Raw genomic sequence first — 15,902 nt, forward strand, 5'->3', positions numbered from 1 at the left:
ATGAATGTAATAAATATGCAAATAATCAAGTTGCCAAGAGGTCAAAAAATGAATTTTCGCCCGAGTACCATTTGCCTCCTGATCACATTGACATTGTTTCTGTCAGGCTGTGCCGCCGGAAGAGGCTCCTATTTGCGCGGTGTAGATGCGATTAGTGAGGCAAATTATGATCTGGCTGTTGTCGAGTTGTCAAAAGCCCTGGAAGCAGACCCTTCGAACCCTGAATACCGGGCCCGGATTGCTGCGGCAAGAGCCCAGGCGGCCATGGTGCATCTGGAAAAAGGCCGTGATTTAAGGAGTGAACGGAAGTTGACGGAGGCCGCCGGTGAACTGCGAGTGGCAGCATCACTGAATCCGACACTCGACGTTGCACGACAGGAACTCAATGAAGTCGAGAAATTGAATGAAGCTCGACTCATGGCGGCGGAAGCCCTCGAGCATCAACATGCGCGGCGGCTCAGAAAAGCCAGAAAGCTGGCGCAGGCCGCCCTTGAGATCGATCCTGAAAACGAGGCCGCAATCAAGCTGCTTGAACAGATGAAGCAGCAGGAAAAGACCCGCCTCGGTGGGTTCGAGCTCGATGTTGAATCGAATAAACCAGTGACGCTCAAGTTCAAGGATGCAAAACTGCAAGAGGTCTTTAAAATTCTCAATCGCCTCTCCGGGATCAATTTTATTTTCGATGAAGACCTTAAAAGTGAACAGGTTACGCTGCTTCTTGAGGACGCTACTTTTGCCCAGGCCCTTGAACTGATCATGAAGATGAACAATCTTGGCAGCCGGGTGCTGAATCCGAAGACAGTCATTATCTATTCCAACTCAAAGGATAAACAGAAACAGTATGAAGATCAGATCATCCAGACTTTTTATCTTTCGAGTATTGATGCAAAAAAAGCGGTCAACATGTTGCGGACCATGCTTCAACTCCGGAAAATCTATGTTCACGAAGAGTTGAATGCTATTGTTGTACGCGATAGCCCCGATGTTATTGAACTGGTTTCACAGATTCTTGCCAACGCTGACCTGGCCGATTCCGAAGTTGTTTTTGATCTCGAATTAATCGAAGTCAGTCACGGCGACGTACTCAAGTTGGGGGTGAAGCTTGACCCCAAAACGATCGGTATTGGTGCGGTTAAAAATGGCAGTATTGTAACAAGGTCGTTGCCGACAACCGGACTCGACAACCTGATTAACGATTTTACCGGGCTTGACGCCTTTTTCACGCTGCCGACCGCCACCTTCGATTTAACCAAGCAACTGACAGACACCGAAATCCTGGCCACTCCGAAAATCCGGGTCAAGAACCGAGAAAAGGCCAAGGTTCATGTCGGGACGCGTGAGCCGACGATCACAACGACCACCTCCGGTGACAATGTCAGTGAAAATGTCCAGTATGTTGATGTCGGGGTCAAGGTTGACGTTGAACCGGTGATTCAGCTTGACGGAACAGTCAAGGCTAAATTGCGCCTTGAAGTCAGTACGGCCAGCGATCCGATTACGACAGCAAACGGTACCCGGTCATTTACGATTAATACAACCAATGCCGAAACAGTGCTGATCCTGAACGATGGTGAACGGACGATTCTCGGTGGGCTGATTCGGACGGTTAATTCGTCAACCAAAGAAAAAATACCTGTACTTGGCGACATCCCGTTGCTGGGGGCGTTGTTTACAAATCATGATCTGGATGATGGTAAGCGCGAGATCCTCCTTTCGGTTACACCGTACATTGTCAAAAAGATTGACGTGCCGGGAGTAAATGAATCGAGAATCTGGTCGGGTGGTGAAGAGGAACTGAAAGCCGGCCAGAACTTTGCCGCCTTCGCTGAAATGCCGGAAATCGATGACACTCCGGCGGTGAAGCCAGCGCAGCCAGATACGCCGCCGGTAACCCCGGACAGCGCTTCAGCCGAGTCCGCTGCCTCATCTGCTCCGTCTACTTCAACTCCTGACCAGGATATAAAACAGGAAATAGGCCAGGATCCGGCTGACGAAGGGATGGAGGCGCCGACCCCGGCAACCACGGAAGGGACTGCTGCCACTCCAGAGACGTCTGTAACTCCTGAGACGTCTGTAACTCCTGAGACGTCTGTTGCCCCAGGGACCGGGGGTGATGCTGTACAGCCGGAGCCTTTAAAGCCCCTTGCCCCGGTTGTGATCCCTGACCAGGAAAACGGAGTCGCTCAGGTCGATGTGGCCCCGGCAGAAATCAAAACCCCTGTGATAAATGCGCGGATGTTTGTCAACGGCAGTCAACTTGTTAACGTAGGTGACGAGTTTACAGTTGACCTGAACATTTCCGAAGTCGATAAACTCTACAGTGCTCCGATGTTTGTTAATTATGATGCTGAACTGATTGATTTTGTCCGTGCCGGCGAGGGCGATTTCCTGAAAGTACCCGGGCAGTCAACCGTTTTTACCTCGAGCCCGAACCGGAGTCGAGGTGAATTGATCATCGGTTATAAGCAGGGAGCTGGAGGTGAAGGTGCGACCGGCAGCGGGACTCTGCTTAATATCCGGTTTAAGGCGAAAAGTGCCGGCAACGCCCTGATCCGCCCGAACCGAATTAATTTCCGGGATCCGCAAGGAAACCGGATTCAGGTTGATGTGGAGCCGTTCAGTATTGAGATCCGCTAGCCAAAGAGCCAGGCTTTTTATAAGCAATAACCATGGTTTAACCTTGATCGAGCTGGTTATTGCCATGGCGATACTTGCGGTTCTCGCTGCGGCCGTATTGCCGCTCGCCGAAGTCACGGTCAAACGGACCAAGGAGATCGAGCTACAGCGTGCTCTACGCGATATCAGGAGTGCGATTGACGCTTACAAGGCAGATTATGAAAAGGCCAAAGCCGAAAAGAAAATCATAACCAGCATCGGTGAAACCGGCTACCCTGAAGAGCTTGCAGAGCTGGTAGAGGGAAAGGAATGGGGCGATCTCTACCCTTATCCGCGAAAATATTTACGACGCATTCCCAAAGACCCATTTGACAAGTATGATGAGGGGTGGGGGTTAAGGTCCTACAAGGACGATCCCGATTCATCCGTCTGGGGCGGAGACGATGTCTTCGACGTCTATTCCCAGAGTGACGGGATAGCGCTCGACGGAACTGAATACAGGAATTGGTGAGAAATCGAAATGAAACTTCTGGCAAGCATGAAAAAAAACAGGGGATTCACCCTGATCGAATTACTGATCGTTTTGTCGATTATTGGAATACTTGCTGCGATCACGGTGCCGAGCTACAAACGACATACGATCAAGGCACGAGAAACAGTTTTGATGGAAGACCTTTATCAGATGCGCCAGGCCATCGATGCTTTTTTTGCCGACAAGGCAAGGTATCCTGAATCGCTTGACGAACTGGTCACGCAGAAGTATCTCCGTTCGATTCCCCGCGATCCGTGGACTGAAAAGACTGATACCTGGGTGACCGTACCACCCGAGGCCTTGCCTGACAGCGGCGACCTGGCCGAAGGCGGGGTGTTCGATGTTCACAGCGGCAGTGATCTTATCGGCCTCAACGGCAAACCGTATAGTGAATGGTAGAAGATGATTCAGCTATTCAACCTCTCCAAGTCCTACTCAAAAGATGGGAATGCTCTCGAAGACCTGAATCTCAAGATCCCGAAGGGTGATTTTGTTTATATTACCGGCCCGTCCGGGGCGGGAAAATCGACCCTGATGAAGCTGCTTTATGCGACGGAAAAACCGACCCGGGGGCAGATCTTAATCAATGGGCAGAATGTCACCCGCATGGGGCCGTCGAAGATACCTTATCTCCGCCGCCAACTCGGTGTCGTGTTTCAGGATTTCAAGCTGATCGCCAGTCGAACGATTTTCGAGAATGTTGCCTTCCCGCTGGAAGTTCGTGGCCGCAAACGGTATGAAATTGGCAAAAAGGTCTACCACGCACTGAAAAGTGTTGGTCTCGAGCATAAATTGCTGAAATATCCGCTGGAACTTTCCGGCGGAGAACAACAGCGTGTCGCCATTGCCCGCGCTCTGGTGATGGAACCTTTGGTTCTACTTGCTGACGAGCCGACCGGAAATCTCGACCCGGAAGTGACCCTCGAAATTATGGATCTCTTTAAAAGTGCCAATGCTCGCGGTACGACAGTTCTTCTGGCAACCCATGATCGGGAAATGATCCAACGTTTCCCGCGGCGCCAGATCAGCCTTGATGATGGGCGCCTCGTTGAAGACCGGATTCCGTAACTCTTGATTAAGGATATGAATCGATTGTGATCAGCCGATTTATTTATCTCATACGCCGGGCCCTGCGGAACATGCGGCAAAGCCTTTTCCTCTGTACCGCTGCCATCGGTACCGTCACCGTATCCCTTTGTATTCTCACTTTTTTTGCGATCATCGTACTGAATGTCCAGCAGATGACCAAGCACTGGAGCCGGGAAGTTCAGGTTGTGGCCTATCTCGATGAGGTTCCGTCGAAAAAAAGTTTGAATGCGCTGATCCGGGAAGCCGAAATGCTGGATGAGGTTGAAGAGGTGGTGTTTATCTCGCGCAAGCAGGCTTATGATGATTTCCGACAGCGCCTGGGGGATGATGTGATTCTGCTCGAAGGCCTGGAAGACGACTTCCTCCCGGCATCTTTGAAGTTGTCGCTGAAAGAGGACCATCGTACCCGCGAAGGGGTGGAACGGGTGGTCAAGCATCTCCGCACCAAGAAAACATTTTCCGATTTCCGTTATGGTCAGGATTGGCTGGAACGGTTTGAGTCGTTTGTCGGATTGATCAAGATGGCCGGTTTGATCCTCGGTGGGTTCCTCCTGTTTGCAACCCTGTTCATTGTTGCAAACACGATTAAATTGACAGTTTATGCCCGCCGGGACGAACTCGAAATTATGGCTCTGGTCGGAGCAACCTCCGCATTTATCAAAATTCCGTTTTTGATCGAGGGTGCCATTCAGGGTGCTTTTGGCGGACTGCTTGCCCTCGGCTTTTCATTTACTCTCTATTCACTTTTTCTGCAACGCGGCCTTGAAACGCTACTTCTGGCCTCCGGGGTCGAGCAAGTGGTTTTCCTGCCTCAATATTTTCAAATCATGGTCGTTGTGACCGGTGTCTTGCTCGGTGTTCTCGGGAGTATGTTTTCTTTGCGGAAATTCGTTCGCATTTAGGTGGTAGCAGACTGATGCGCAAGCTTCTTTTTTTCGTATTCATTTCCCTGTTGAGCTGGTCGGGGCCCTGCTCCGTGCACGGAAACCCCGATCAAGCGGAGAATGTGCGTAAACTCGAGGAAATTGAGGCGCGGCTTGAAGATGCGCTTGTGGCGATTGAACAGAAGCGCACTGACGAGGTTGACCTGCTATCGGAACTCAACAGTGTCGACCGTCAGTTGAGCATAAAACGTCAGCGAGTGCGGAAATCGAAAGCAGGGCTGCAGGAGCTGAAAAAAAAGATCCGGCAACAGATGGACGACCTGGATAAAAGACGTCATGAGGTTCAGATTCTGCAGGGCCAGGTTCAACAGCGTCTGATTTCACTGTACAAATCCGAGGAAACAGGGGTTTTGAAGACCCTTTTTTCAGCTGAATCAATTTCATTGATGTTGGAAGATTATGATTTCCTCAGCCGAATTGTTGCCCATGACCGGGAACTTCTTGAGGATTACCGAAACCGTCTGGCAAAAAGGCAAAAAGCTTTTGACGCGCTGGCCGTGAGTAAAAAAAAGCAACAGGTTACTTTATCCCGGCTGCAAAAAGAGGAAAAAAAGTTGACCCGGGCGAAAAAGCTGAAAGAACGGTTTCTCGCCGCGGTTCGACGCGACCGGTCGGCACTCGATACGATGGTCGGGGAATTGCGAAAACGTGCGGCTCGACTTAATTCACTGGTTAAAGGACTCGAATCGGGGAAATCGGATTCAAGCCCTTTAACATCAGCGCTTTTCCCGCTGCAGAAGGGGCTTCTGCCCTGGCCGGTCAAAGGGCGATTAAAAGTGAAGTTCGGGACCGATCGACATCCTGAACTCGGTACCTTGATTGAAAGCAACGGGATCGAAATATTCACCGAACCCGGGACGCCGATCAAGGCGGTCTGGCATGGACGAGTCGCTTTTGCGAAACGTTTCCAGGGATACGGGAACCTTCTTATCGTTGATCACGGTGATGGCTTTTATACGCTATACGCTCAGGCTTCACAGCTGAAGAAAAAGACAGGGGACATGGTGAAAAAGGGTGAAGAGATTGCCATATCAGGTTACGATGGAAACGATGCCGTTTATTTTGAAATCCGGCAGGGTCGTACTCCTCTTAACCCGTCTGGATGGATAACCAGACGCTGACATGAGTAGTTTAAACCTGTTCTGAAAAGGAGAGCAGAATGCACCGGAAAAACGGACTTCTTGTTACGCTGATATGTCTTGTCGTTCTGGCTGGCTGGATATCTTTTGCCGGAGGGCAAACCCGGACGGCCCGTTCCGACTCACCTTACGAGGAGATGAAGATCTTTACCGACGTGCTTTCGATTGTCCGGGAAAGCTATGTCGAAGAAGTCGGTTTGCCGGAGCTGATCTACGGAGCGATCGACGGTATGCTTGCGACGCTCGACCCTCATTCTTCGTTTATGGACCCCGAAATGTACAGTGAGATGAAAACTGATACCAAGGGAGAGTTTGGCGGTCTCGGTATCGAAATCTCGATTCGTGACGGAATCCTGACAATCATCGCGCCAATCGAAGACACGCCGGCTGATCGAGTCGGACTTGCGGCGGGTGATCAGATTGTCCGAATCGATGATCAATTGACCAAGGAAATCGGGATCATGGAAGCGGTTAAACTTCTCCGCGGCCCAAAGGGGAGTCAGGTCACCGTTACGATCATGCGGGACAGTTTTGATCGCCCACAGCCTTTTACCATTGAGAGAGAACTTATCAAGATTGAAAGTGTCAAGGCTCGTACCCTTGAAGACGGATACGGATATATCCGGCTGAGTCAATTCCAGGAAAATACGGACGATGATCTTGGCTCGGCACTTGAGCACTTGCGCAAAGAAAACGGCGGCCAGCTTAAAGGGCTGATTCTCGATATGCGTAACAACCCGGGAGGTCTGCTCGAGCAGGCGGTCCGGGTTTCCGATCATTTTCTCGACAAGGGACTGATTGTATATACCGAGGGGCGTGAAGCGGCCAGTGAAATGAAATTTGAAGCGCACCGGGATGGTACTGAACCTGATTATCCCGTGGTTATTCTAATCAACAGTGGATCAGCCAGCGCGGCTGAAATTGTTGCCGGTGCCCTGAAAGATCACCGCCGGGCTATATTGCTCGGAACCAGAAGCTTCGGTAAGGGGTCTGTTCAGACAATTATTCCTCTCGAAGATGGATCCGGTCTCAGGTTGACAACGGCTCGTTATTTTACTCCGAGCGGAACATCAATCCAGGCTCTCGGGATCGAACCTGATATTCTTGTTAATCAGGTTACTGTCGAAGAGAAAGAGGGTGGGGCGCATTTACGCGAGAAGGATCTTGAAAATCATTTTGACAACGGTGACTTAGATCATGCAGACAGTTCGGTCAAGTTTCGCCTGGGAAAAAAAGATCGCGACGATTACCAACTGGTCCGGGCGCTCGATCTGCTCAAGGGATGGGATCTGTTTCAGTCAATTCAAAAACCTGCGGCCTGATCAGGACCGTGCCGATCACCGTCGATAGACAGATGTTTATTTATGGCTGTAAAAAATAGTAAGAAAACGAAACGTAAATATAAGGGGCGCAAAAAAAAGCAGACGAACTATTCGGCGCAAGCGCTTTTTGCCGGTCTGGTTTTAACGATCGTATCGATCGCCGCCCTGTTGTTGATCCGCGGCCCTTCCATTGAAAAAGAAGATGTACGGTTTGCTCTGGATGACCTTGAAGTTGAGGTTGAATCGGTACTTTTACGTAGCGGATATGCGCTTGAGCAGATTGAAATTCGACGTGAATCGGATCTTTTGAATTACGAAATCCGGGGCGGCATGCCGGACGAACCGGTGCTGGACCGGTTTACCCATCGGTTACAAAAAAAGTTTTCCGGGATCGAAGATGATCGACGTCCCGATTCGGGTGAGCTGCTGATTTATCGAAACGGGGCGCTAGCCTGTCTTCTTCAGTTCGAAATTGGCGAGACACCTCTCTCCCCACCTGATATTCGACCAGGTAAACCGCAAGTCGTGATCATAATGGATGATCTCGGGCGAAGTCTTACCCGGGCCAAAGAGTTGATCAATCTTGGTTTGCCGGTTACTTTTTCAATCCTTCCGGGAGAACAGCTGGCGACCGATGTCGCCCTGCTGGCGGCACGAAGTGGTTATGAAGTTATGATCCACCTGCCGATGGAACCGCACAGTTATCCGGAAACCAATCCGGGACCGGAGGCGCTGCTGCTCGGTCAGAGCGAAAGTGAGATGATCCGCAAGGTTCACTCCTATTTCAGCAAAGTGCCGTACGCCGCTGGCGCAAATAATCATATGGGTTCACGTTTTACCGAATTTGATCGAGGGATGAAAACCGTATTGAATGTTCTGCGGGAGAAAGGGATGTTCTTTATTGATAGCCGGACAACCGGTCAATCGGTTGCTCTCTCTGTTGCCGGGGAGCTCGGTGTGCCTAATGCCGTACGTGATGTTTTCCTCGATAACGTTGCCGAAGTCGACCCGATCCGGCAACAAATCAGAAAACTGATCAAACTCGCCTTAAAACGGGGCAGTGCCATCGGGATTTGCCACCCGTACCCTGAGACAATAGAAGCGCTAAGACAGGAAGTGAAATTTTTGCGCTCCGGCGAAGTTGATGTTGTCTTCGCTTCCAAGCTGGTCTCTTCCTGAGTCAGGTCTGCTCAATAAACTGCTTCCGGATGCGTTCGCTAATCTGCTTGAATGTTTTGTGCTTTTCGTCATAGAGAATTTCATCGGGGAAGTCGGTGCAGACCTTTCGGATGAGCAGACAATCATCTCCCAGCATTTTGTCAGGGCCGAAAAGAACTTTTTCAGCCAGGGTATATAGAGCGGAACGCTCACGGTTTATCAGACCTTTTTCGAACTCTTTCAGCTCAATTTCCTTATGCGAAATTTCGAGGCCATCTTCATCAAATCTGTACAGGGCGATCTGTTGCTGGTGAAAATTTCGGGTATTGATTGCCCGACGCAGGACGAAGAAAGAATGCTGCGCTGATTCGCGAAAAAGATCTGATAGCGGGTCTGAGCCGGAACCGTTCACCGGAGATCGGTAGAAGTGACGAAAAACAAGAGAGGTCAAGCATTCATCCTCAATAAATGCCGAGTGTTTTCCGCTAAAGGTTGTGGCATAGTAGCCGACCGGATCGATACCGTGGTCGTTGATGATCTGAGAGCCACAGATCAGGCAGTTTTTATCGACTGAATCGAATCTTTTGCTAAACTCTTCGTCTCTGACCCTGAGACTGTTTTGCATATCGTCGGCATAGCGGTCGAGCCGTTTTGTTCTGGTGTCGGCATAGTTGAGGTAAACCTGGCGCGTGATGTGAGACATCTGGATATGAACGTCAGTACTCCGGCCGTGGGTTATCACCGGATAAATTTTCCCTTCGGGATTGGTGTTGAGTGACTCGACCTTGGGGCTTTTTGCGATATAGCCTTCGAGGCATCGATAACCACGGCTCATGGCATAAGCTTTCAGGAGTTGGTAAGGGTCGCGGAAGGGCCCATCATAATGGATTCGCGAATCGATCAGGCAGGGCAGTATGCGGAGCGCCGATTTGCCAAGTTCATTCGCTGCAAAGAAATCATAAAGATGTTTGCAGTTTTCCAGAGAAGGGGCATCCTTGACCGGGACAATAACCTGATCGGCGCAGAAAAGGGCATTCTGGGTGAAAATATCGAGGTCGGGGCGAGTGTCGATGACCAGAATTCCGGGCAGATCGGTCGCGGCAAGTTTTCGGGCGAGAACATCCGGACCACTGATCTGATCACGGATAGAGGAAAGTTGTCCGTCCGAAGGGAAAAACTGGACGCCGAATTCCCCGGTTTCGAGGATCTGCTCGGCTTGACCGCCATTGAAAAGTGATGCAACATTGGCTTTCGGCACACTGCCGTTGATTCTGAACATCCGGTCAACCGAAAAGTGATTATCGAAACTGCAGAGAGTGACCGGAAGGTCTTCGTGCAAAGCCTTGAGATATATGGCAAGGTTGGTGGCCAGCGTAGTTTTGCCGACGCCGCCCTTCTCACTGGATATGGCTACAACATAGGGACGGTTCATGCTTCTTCCTTTTACTGCTCAGGTTGCGCTATATATAGTAGAAGGGCTGGATGATGTCAAATGAAAACCACAAGATATTGTGAGAGTTTATGTCCGATCAAAATCAGGTTCTGAGTGTGTCGCGTCTGGTCTCCCTGCTCAAGGAAACGGTAGAAGATAATTTCGTGCAAGTCGCGGTCGAGGCCGAAATTTCCAACCTGGCGCGGCCGGCTTCGGGACATCTGTACTTTACCCTGAAGGATGACTCTGCTCAGCTCCGGGCGGTTTTGTTCAAGCCGTCGGCACGGTTACTCAAGTTCGATCCCGAGAGTGGTCTGCAGGTCATTTGCCGAGGCCATGTAACACTTTATCCGCAACGGGGTGACGTGCAGATGGTCGTCGAGGCGATGGAGCCGGTCGGAGCCGGTTCGCTTCAGCTGGCGTTTGAACAATTGAAGGCCAGGTTGGCCGCCGAGGGTCTTTTTGCTGCTTCACGTAAACACGAAATTCCATCCTATCCACAGACGGTCGGGGTTGTGACCTCGGCAAGTGGCGCGGCGATACATGATATCCTCCGGGTTCTGCGGCGTCAGGCCGGCGGGCTCGAAGTTCTGATCTGGCCGGTACGGGTTCAGGGCGATGCTGCGGCCAGCGAAATAGCCGTCGCCATTGAAGAGCTTGACCGGCGTGAAAATATTGATGTCTTGATTGTGGGTCGCGGCGGTGGCTCTCTGGAGGATTTATGGGCATTCAATGAAGAAATCGTTGCCCGGGCGATTGCCGCGTCTCATACTCCGATCATATCGGCCGTCGGTCATGAAGTTGATTTTACAATTGCCGATTTTGTTGCAGACCTGCGAGCGGCAACGCCGACTTCGGCTGCTGAACTGGCGGTAAAGGGCCGGCTGGAGCTCGAAGCCCATCTGGATCAATTAAAATTCCGCCTGGCCTGCCAGGTTGAAAGCCGTCTTGATCTTTTAAAAGAGCGGATTTTTGGTTTACGGCGCCGTCTCGTATCACCGGAACGGCAGATTGAGATCTGGCGCCATCGGTTTGAGGAGCTTGTGGGCCGTCTCTCCCGGTCCGGTAAATACATACTGGAACAGAAATCATCCGGCATTGCGACTCTCGCGGCCCGCCTCGATCTGTTGTCGCCGCTGAAAACACTTGAACGGGGATATTCGATTGTCAAAAAGGCTGATGGTTGTGTCGTCAGAAGAAGTGCGCAGGTTTCAACCGGAGAATCGCTGCTGGTAAAATTTGCCCGTGGCGAAGCCAGGGTCAAGGTCGAGGAGACAGGAAATTGAAGTTGCGTATTGTTTTTTTATTGATTCTGCTTTTTCCCTCAACTGTTTGCGGTCAATGGGTCCTCAGTCCCCGCACGATGGTCAACGGCGGCGTTGCTGTTCTGCGCTGGCAAGGAGAGGTGCCGATGGACGTCGCGGTGGCACGTTTCAATGGAGAATCATTTTTTCTCGACCGCGACAGTGAAGGACCGTTTGCTTTGATCGGCATTGATGTTCTACAGAAGCCGGGAACCTACCAGGTTGAAATGACCGGTGTCGATAAATCCGGTGTCAATCATTTTGATTCTATTCAGATAATAGTGAAAGATGCCAATCGGAAAACCGATTACCTGACCCTTCCTCAAGAGATGGTCACTCCGAAAAAGCCGGAGATACTGAAAAGAATCGGAAGTGAGTCGCATCGCCTGAAATCGATATTTGCACAAGACAGTGGCCCCTATATCGGTGGTCTTTTCGGGTTGCCGGTCGCCGATCCGGTCAGTAGTTTTTTCGGTACGAAGAGGGTTTTGAACGGAGAGCCGAAGTCGCCTCATTCGGGAACCGATTTCCGCTCGCCGCTCGGCCGACTCGTCCGGGCCCCGGCAGCTGGGCGGGTCGTTTTTGTCGACGATCTTTACTACACAGGTCGGACTGTTATTCTTGATCATGGCAGCGCAATCTACAGCCTTTACGCCCATCTGCTTAAGCCGCTCTGCAAGGTCGGTGAGAGGCTTGATTCTGGCCAGCCTCTCGGCAAGGTCGGCAGTACCGGCCGTTCGACCGGAGCGCACCTGCACTGGACCGTCAAAATCCGTGGCGCGAAGGTTGATCCATTGCTTCTTCTGGCCAGCTACGGCAAGGAAAGGCCTTGACTGCATTTTAGGCGAGAGTGATAATGCCAGACTTTCGCCGGGGAGGTTTCATTGACTGAAAAAAAGACATTTGAATCGTCATTGAAAGAGCTCGAAGCAGCGGTTGAGCGTCTGGAAAGCGGTGAACTGCTGCTTGAAGATGCTCTGGCCTGTTTTGAAGAGGGCGTTCATGCTGCCGCAGACTGCCAGAAATTACTGCAGGATGCGGAATTGAAGGTTGCGCAACTGGTTGCCGACAAGGATGGGACGATACGTCAGCAACCATTTGCCGAAGAAAATGGTTCAGAATAGATATGGATATTAAAAAATATCTTGCCGATATCGCGGCTCTGGTAGACGATGCGCTTGATCATTATCTTCCGGACGAAGAGCGCATGCCGAAAAACTTGCATCGGGCCATGCGTTATTCTGTCTTTGCCGGCGGCAAAAGGATCAGGCCGGTGTTGATGATGGCAGCGTGTGATGCCGTTGGCGGTCGGCGGGATAATGTCATTGCAGCGGCATGTGCAATGGAGATGATTCATACTTACTCTTTGATTCATGACGATCTCCCGGCTATGGATGATGATGATTTTCGCCGGGGTCAACCGACCAATCACAAGGTTTTCGGTGAAGCGAATGCCATTCTGGCCGGTGATGCCCTTCTGACTGAGGCGTTTGTTGTTCTTTCGGAAGCCGAGTCCGGCATCCTTATCGATCCCGAGATTCGGCGGAAGGTGATCCGGGTTATTGCCAGGGCGGCCGGTTGTGCCGGCATGGTAGGCGGTCAGGTCGTTGATATGGAATCGGAAGGGAAGGATATTGACATGCCGACGCTGGAATATATCCATATCCACAAAACCGGAGCTCTGATCAAGGCATCGATCGAAGTCGGTGCTCTGCTTGGTGGAGCGAGTGACGATGCTTTTGTAAAGCTCTCTCGTTATGGTGAACTGGCAGGTCTGGCATTTCAGATCGCAGATGATATCCTTGATGTTACGGCTGAACAAGGTGAACTCGGTAAGGATGTTGGGAGTGATGAGGCCCGGGGCAAGGCAACTTACGTTTCCTTGCTTGGTTTGCGTCAGTCCCGGGAGCGGGCTGATGAACTACGGGAGATGGCGATGTCCACCCTGGATGATTTCGGAGAAGAAGCCGAGCCGTTACGGCAAACTATGAAATTTATTATTGAGAGGACCTCGTGAGCGAACAAACGAACAGGTCAGAGAAGTTGCTTCCCGCCTTAAAGTCCACGGCTGAGTTGAAATCGATGAGTTTCGATCAGCTTCTGACTATTTGTGATGAGGTACGTGAAAAAATCATTGAAGTCGTTTCTGTCAACGGCGGGCATCTGGCGAGCTCACTCGGTGTCGTCGAACTGACAGTCGCCTTGCATCGGGTGCTTGATACTCCGAAAGACCGGATTGTCTGGGATGTTGGCCACCAGGCATATGCGCATAAACTTTTAACCGGTCGGTTCGACCAATTCCATACCTTGCGACAGCTCGATGGCATAAGTGGCTTTCCGAAACGGAAGGAGAGTGCATACGATTGTTTTGATGTCGGTCATTCCAGTACATCAATATCAGGCGCTCTCGGCATGGCTGCCGCCCGCGACGCTCGCGGCACCGATGAAAAAATTTTTGCCGTGATTGGCGATGGCTCACTGACCGCCGGAATGGCGTTCGAGGGGTTGAACCAGGCCGGTCATCTTAATAAAGATATGGTTGTTATCCTGAATGACAACGAAATGTCAATTTCGCCGAATGTGGGGGCCCTCTCTTCGTTCCTCAGCCGTCAGATGACATCCGATTTCTTTGTCCGGATGAAGCGGGAGACAGAGAACTTCCTCGATCATGTTCCTAAAATTGGCAAAGACCTGCGGCGGTTGGCGAAGAGGGTTGAGGAGTCAGTCAAGGGATTTCTAACGCCCGGAATGCTATTTGAGGCTTTTGGCTTCGATTATGTCGGTCCGATTGAAGGGCACAAGCTGGACGAGGTTATCCAGACACTCGAGAATGTCACCAAAATGGACGGTCCGATTCTTGTTCATATTGTCACCAGGAAAGGACAGGGCTTCGAGCCAGCCATACAAAGCCCTTCAAAATTCCATGGTGTCGGACCGTTTAATCGTGAATCCGGCGAGATCAAATCTACGAAAGGTGGTGTTCCTACTTACACCAGTGTTTTTGGTGAGACGTTGTGCAACCTTGCTGTCAAGGATGACCGGATTGTCGCGATTACAGCCGCCATGCTGGAAGGGACCGGCCTGAAGAAGTTTGCCGCCGAGCTTCCGGACCGTTTTTTTGATGTCGGAATCGCTGAACAGCATGCTGTGACTTTCGCAGCCGGGCTTGCAACCCAGGGTTTGAAGCCGGTCTGTGCCATCTATTCAACTTTTTTGCAACGGGCGTACGATAGTGTTCTGCATGATGTCTGTCTGCAAAATCTGCCTGTCACCTTCGCGATTGACCGCGGCGGACTGGTCGGAGCCGACGGCCCGACCCATCATGGGACTTTCGATGTGTCCTTCCTCCGGTCTATTCCAAATCTGGTTTTTGCGGCGCCGCGTGATGAAGCTGAATTACAGCGGATTATGGTGACCGCCCTCGATTTTGACGGACCATTTGCCTATCGATATCCACGCGGCAGTGGGGTTGGTGTTGAACTTGCTGACAAACCTCAATCGCTCAAAATTGGTGAAGGTGAACTGCTGTGTGCAGGTGATGCCGCAACCCTCGTTGCAATCGGTTCATCGGTACAGGAGGCCCTGGGAGCAGCCGCACAATTGAAAAGTGAAGGGATTGAGGTCGCCGTGGTTGATGCCCGTTTCATCAAGCCGCTGGACGAAGTTCTCCTGTTGGCTCAGGCTGAAAAGACCGGTCTGGTTTTTACGATCGAGGAAAGTGTGCGACAAGGCGGCTTCGGTAGCGCTGTCCTTGAGCTTCTCGAGGATAAAGGGTGTTCAGCCCGGGTTGAAAGGATCGGGCTTCCCGATGTTTTTGTTGAGCAGGGGAGTCAACCGGAGCTACGGAGTCGGCACGGTATTGACGCAGAAGGTATCATTGCCCGGGTAAAAGCCCTTTGTGCCGTCACCGAGAATAAAGCGAGCTGAATCGACAGGCAGTCACCATGATTTTCGGTTTCTTGAAAACAAAGGCCACCGGCAATACCGGTGGCCTTTGTAATAGCCGCAGTTAAAATCAGTTTTCGAGAATCAAACCGAACAGACAGGGAACGTTCTTGTGACAGGCGATACTCTTCTTTTACTCCTCGGTCGGTGTATTACCTGGCTCCGCTGGGACAACCTCGTCAGTTGGCTCCGCTGGGACAACCCCGTCAGTTGGTTCCGCTGGGACAACCTCGTCAGCTAGCTCCGCTGGGACAACCTCGTCAGTTGGCTCCGCTGGGACAACCCCGTCAGTTGGCTCCAATGGGACAACCCCGTCAGTTGGCTCCGCTGGGACAACCCCGTCAGTTGGCTCCGCTGGGACAACCTCGTCAGTTGGCTCCGCTGGGACAACCTCGTCAGTTGGCTCCGCTGGGACAACCTC

At 51.4% G+C, this 15,902-nt stretch carries 15 protein-coding genes; 13 read left to right on the forward strand and 2 right to left on the reverse strand.

Going from position 1 to position 15,902, the window contains the following annotated elements; genetic code table 11:
- From C0623_03765 to C0623_03800, 8 genes are all read left to right on the forward strand, one after another.
- The gene (locus C0623_03765; protein PLY02583.1) at positions 1-2,637 is read left to right on the forward strand and encodes a hypothetical protein; all 2,637 of its coding nucleotides are present in this window, start codon (positions 1-3) and stop codon (positions 2,635-2,637) included.
- Positions 2,606-3,127 carry a general secretion pathway protein GspG gene (locus tag C0623_03770; GenBank protein ID PLY02584.1) on the forward strand — a complete coding sequence of 174 codons (522 nt, stop codon included), beginning with the start codon at positions 2,606-2,608 and terminating at the stop codon, positions 3,125-3,127. The genes C0623_03765 and C0623_03770 overlap by 32 nt, the downstream gene beginning before the upstream one ends.
- 9 nt (positions 3,128-3,136) lie before the next feature.
- Entirely contained in the window at positions 3,137-3,547 is a 411-nt protein-coding gene (locus C0623_03775) for a general secretion pathway protein GspG (GenBank protein PLY02585.1), read from the forward strand.
- A 3-nt stretch (positions 3,548-3,550) separates the two neighbouring features.
- Positions 3,551-4,216, forward strand: coding sequence for a cell division ATP-binding protein FtsE (gene ftsE / locus C0623_03780; GenBank protein ID PLY02586.1), 666 nt, complete (start codon positions 3,551-3,553; stop codon positions 4,214-4,216).
- A 71-nt stretch (positions 4,217-4,287) separates the two neighbouring features.
- Entirely contained in the window at positions 4,288-5,139 is an 852-nt protein-coding gene (locus tag C0623_03785) for an ABC transporter permease (GenBank protein ID PLY02600.1), read from the forward strand.
- Positions 5,140-5,153: 14 nt separating this feature from the next.
- Positions 5,154-6,302 (forward strand): hypothetical protein, encoded by a 1,149-nt coding sequence (locus C0623_03790; GenBank protein ID PLY02587.1) that lies wholly within the window; start codon positions 5,154-5,156, stop codon positions 6,300-6,302.
- Between the two features lie 38 nt (positions 6,303-6,340).
- Positions 6,341-7,642 (forward strand): peptidase S41, encoded by a 1,302-nt coding sequence (locus C0623_03795; protein PLY02588.1) that lies wholly within the window; start codon positions 6,341-6,343, stop codon positions 7,640-7,642.
- Between the two features lie 42 nt (positions 7,643-7,684).
- The gene (locus C0623_03800; protein ID PLY02589.1) at positions 7,685-8,821 is read left to right on the forward strand and encodes a hypothetical protein; all 1,137 of its coding nucleotides are present in this window, start codon (positions 7,685-7,687) and stop codon (positions 8,819-8,821) included.
- A 1-nt stretch (position 8,822) separates the two neighbouring features.
- On the opposite strand, the gene C0623_03805 is transcribed toward C0623_03800, so the two are convergent.
- The gene (locus C0623_03805) at positions 8,823-10,232 is read right to left on the reverse strand and encodes a ParA family protein (GenBank protein PLY02590.1); all 1,410 of its coding nucleotides are present in this window, start codon (positions 10,230-10,232) and stop codon (positions 8,823-8,825) included.
- An 89-nt stretch (positions 10,233-10,321) separates the two neighbouring features.
- Between C0623_03805 and xseA the strand changes: the two genes are divergently transcribed.
- From xseA to dxs, 5 genes are read left to right on the forward strand one after another with little or no spacing between them, the layout of a single operon-like run.
- Positions 10,322-11,518: an exodeoxyribonuclease VII large subunit gene (gene xseA / locus C0623_03810; protein ID PLY02591.1), complete on the forward strand. Its 1,197-nt coding sequence runs from the start codon at positions 10,322-10,324 to the stop codon at positions 11,516-11,518.
- A gap of 2 nt (positions 11,519-11,520) precedes the next feature.
- Positions 11,521-12,369 (forward strand): hypothetical protein, encoded by an 849-nt coding sequence (locus C0623_03815; protein PLY02592.1) that lies wholly within the window; start codon positions 11,521-11,523, stop codon positions 12,367-12,369.
- 51 nt (positions 12,370-12,420) lie between these two features.
- Positions 12,421-12,660, forward strand: coding sequence for an exodeoxyribonuclease VII small subunit (xseB, locus tag C0623_03820; GenBank protein PLY02593.1), 240 nt, complete (start codon positions 12,421-12,423; stop codon positions 12,658-12,660).
- 2 nt (positions 12,661-12,662) lie between these two features.
- On the forward strand, positions 12,663-13,553 hold the full coding sequence (locus tag C0623_03825; protein ID PLY02594.1) for a polyprenyl synthetase: 891 nt from the start codon (positions 12,663-12,665) through the stop codon (positions 13,551-13,553).
- Positions 13,554-13,579: 26 nt separating this feature from the next.
- Positions 13,580-15,463 (forward strand): 1-deoxy-D-xylulose-5-phosphate synthase, encoded by a 1,884-nt coding sequence (gene dxs / locus C0623_03830; GenBank protein ID PLY02601.1) that lies wholly within the window; start codon positions 13,580-13,582, stop codon positions 15,461-15,463.
- A 151-nt stretch (positions 15,464-15,614) separates the two neighbouring features.
- On the opposite strand, the gene C0623_03835 is transcribed toward dxs, so the two are convergent.
- The coding region (locus C0623_03835; GenBank protein ID PLY02595.1) for a peptidase at positions 15,615-15,902 on the reverse strand (288 nt) is incomplete at its 5' end.

The organism is Desulfuromonas sp. (assembly GCA_002869615.1).
Taxonomy (GTDB): Bacteria; Desulfobacterota; Desulfuromonadia; order Desulfuromonadales; family UBA2294; genus BM707.

Excerpts from the sequence above, each read along its gene's own strand:
- C0623_03765 (PLY02583.1), top strand. The coding sequence starts at position 1 with ATGAATGTAATAAATATGCAAATAATCAAGTTGCCAAGAGGTCAAAAA.
- C0623_03770 (PLY02584.1), top strand. The coding sequence starts at position 2,606 with ATGTGGAGCCGTTCAGTATTGAGATCCGCTAGCCAAAGAGCCAGGCTT.
- C0623_03775 (PLY02585.1), top strand. The coding sequence starts at position 3,137 with ATGAAACTTCTGGCAAGCATGAAAAAAAACAGGGGATTCACCCTGATC.
- ftsE (PLY02586.1), top strand. The coding sequence starts at position 3,551 with ATGATTCAGCTATTCAACCTCTCCAAGTCCTACTCAAAAGATGGGAAT.
- C0623_03785 (PLY02600.1), top strand. The coding sequence starts at position 4,288 with ATGCGGCAAAGCCTTTTCCTCTGTACCGCTGCCATCGGTACCGTCACC.
- C0623_03790 (PLY02587.1), top strand. The coding sequence starts at position 5,154 with ATGCGCAAGCTTCTTTTTTTCGTATTCATTTCCCTGTTGAGCTGGTCG.
- C0623_03795 (PLY02588.1), top strand. The coding sequence starts at position 6,341 with ATGCACCGGAAAAACGGACTTCTTGTTACGCTGATATGTCTTGTCGTT.
- C0623_03800 (PLY02589.1), top strand. The coding sequence starts at position 7,685 with ATGGCTGTAAAAAATAGTAAGAAAACGAAACGTAAATATAAGGGGCGC.
- C0623_03805 (PLY02590.1), bottom strand. The coding sequence starts at position 10,232 with ATGAACCGTCCCTATGTTGTAGCCATATCCAGTGAGAAGGGCGGCGTC.
- xseA (PLY02591.1), top strand. The coding sequence starts at position 10,322 with ATGTCCGATCAAAATCAGGTTCTGAGTGTGTCGCGTCTGGTCTCCCTG.
- C0623_03825 (PLY02594.1), top strand. The coding sequence starts at position 12,663 with ATGGATATTAAAAAATATCTTGCCGATATCGCGGCTCTGGTAGACGAT.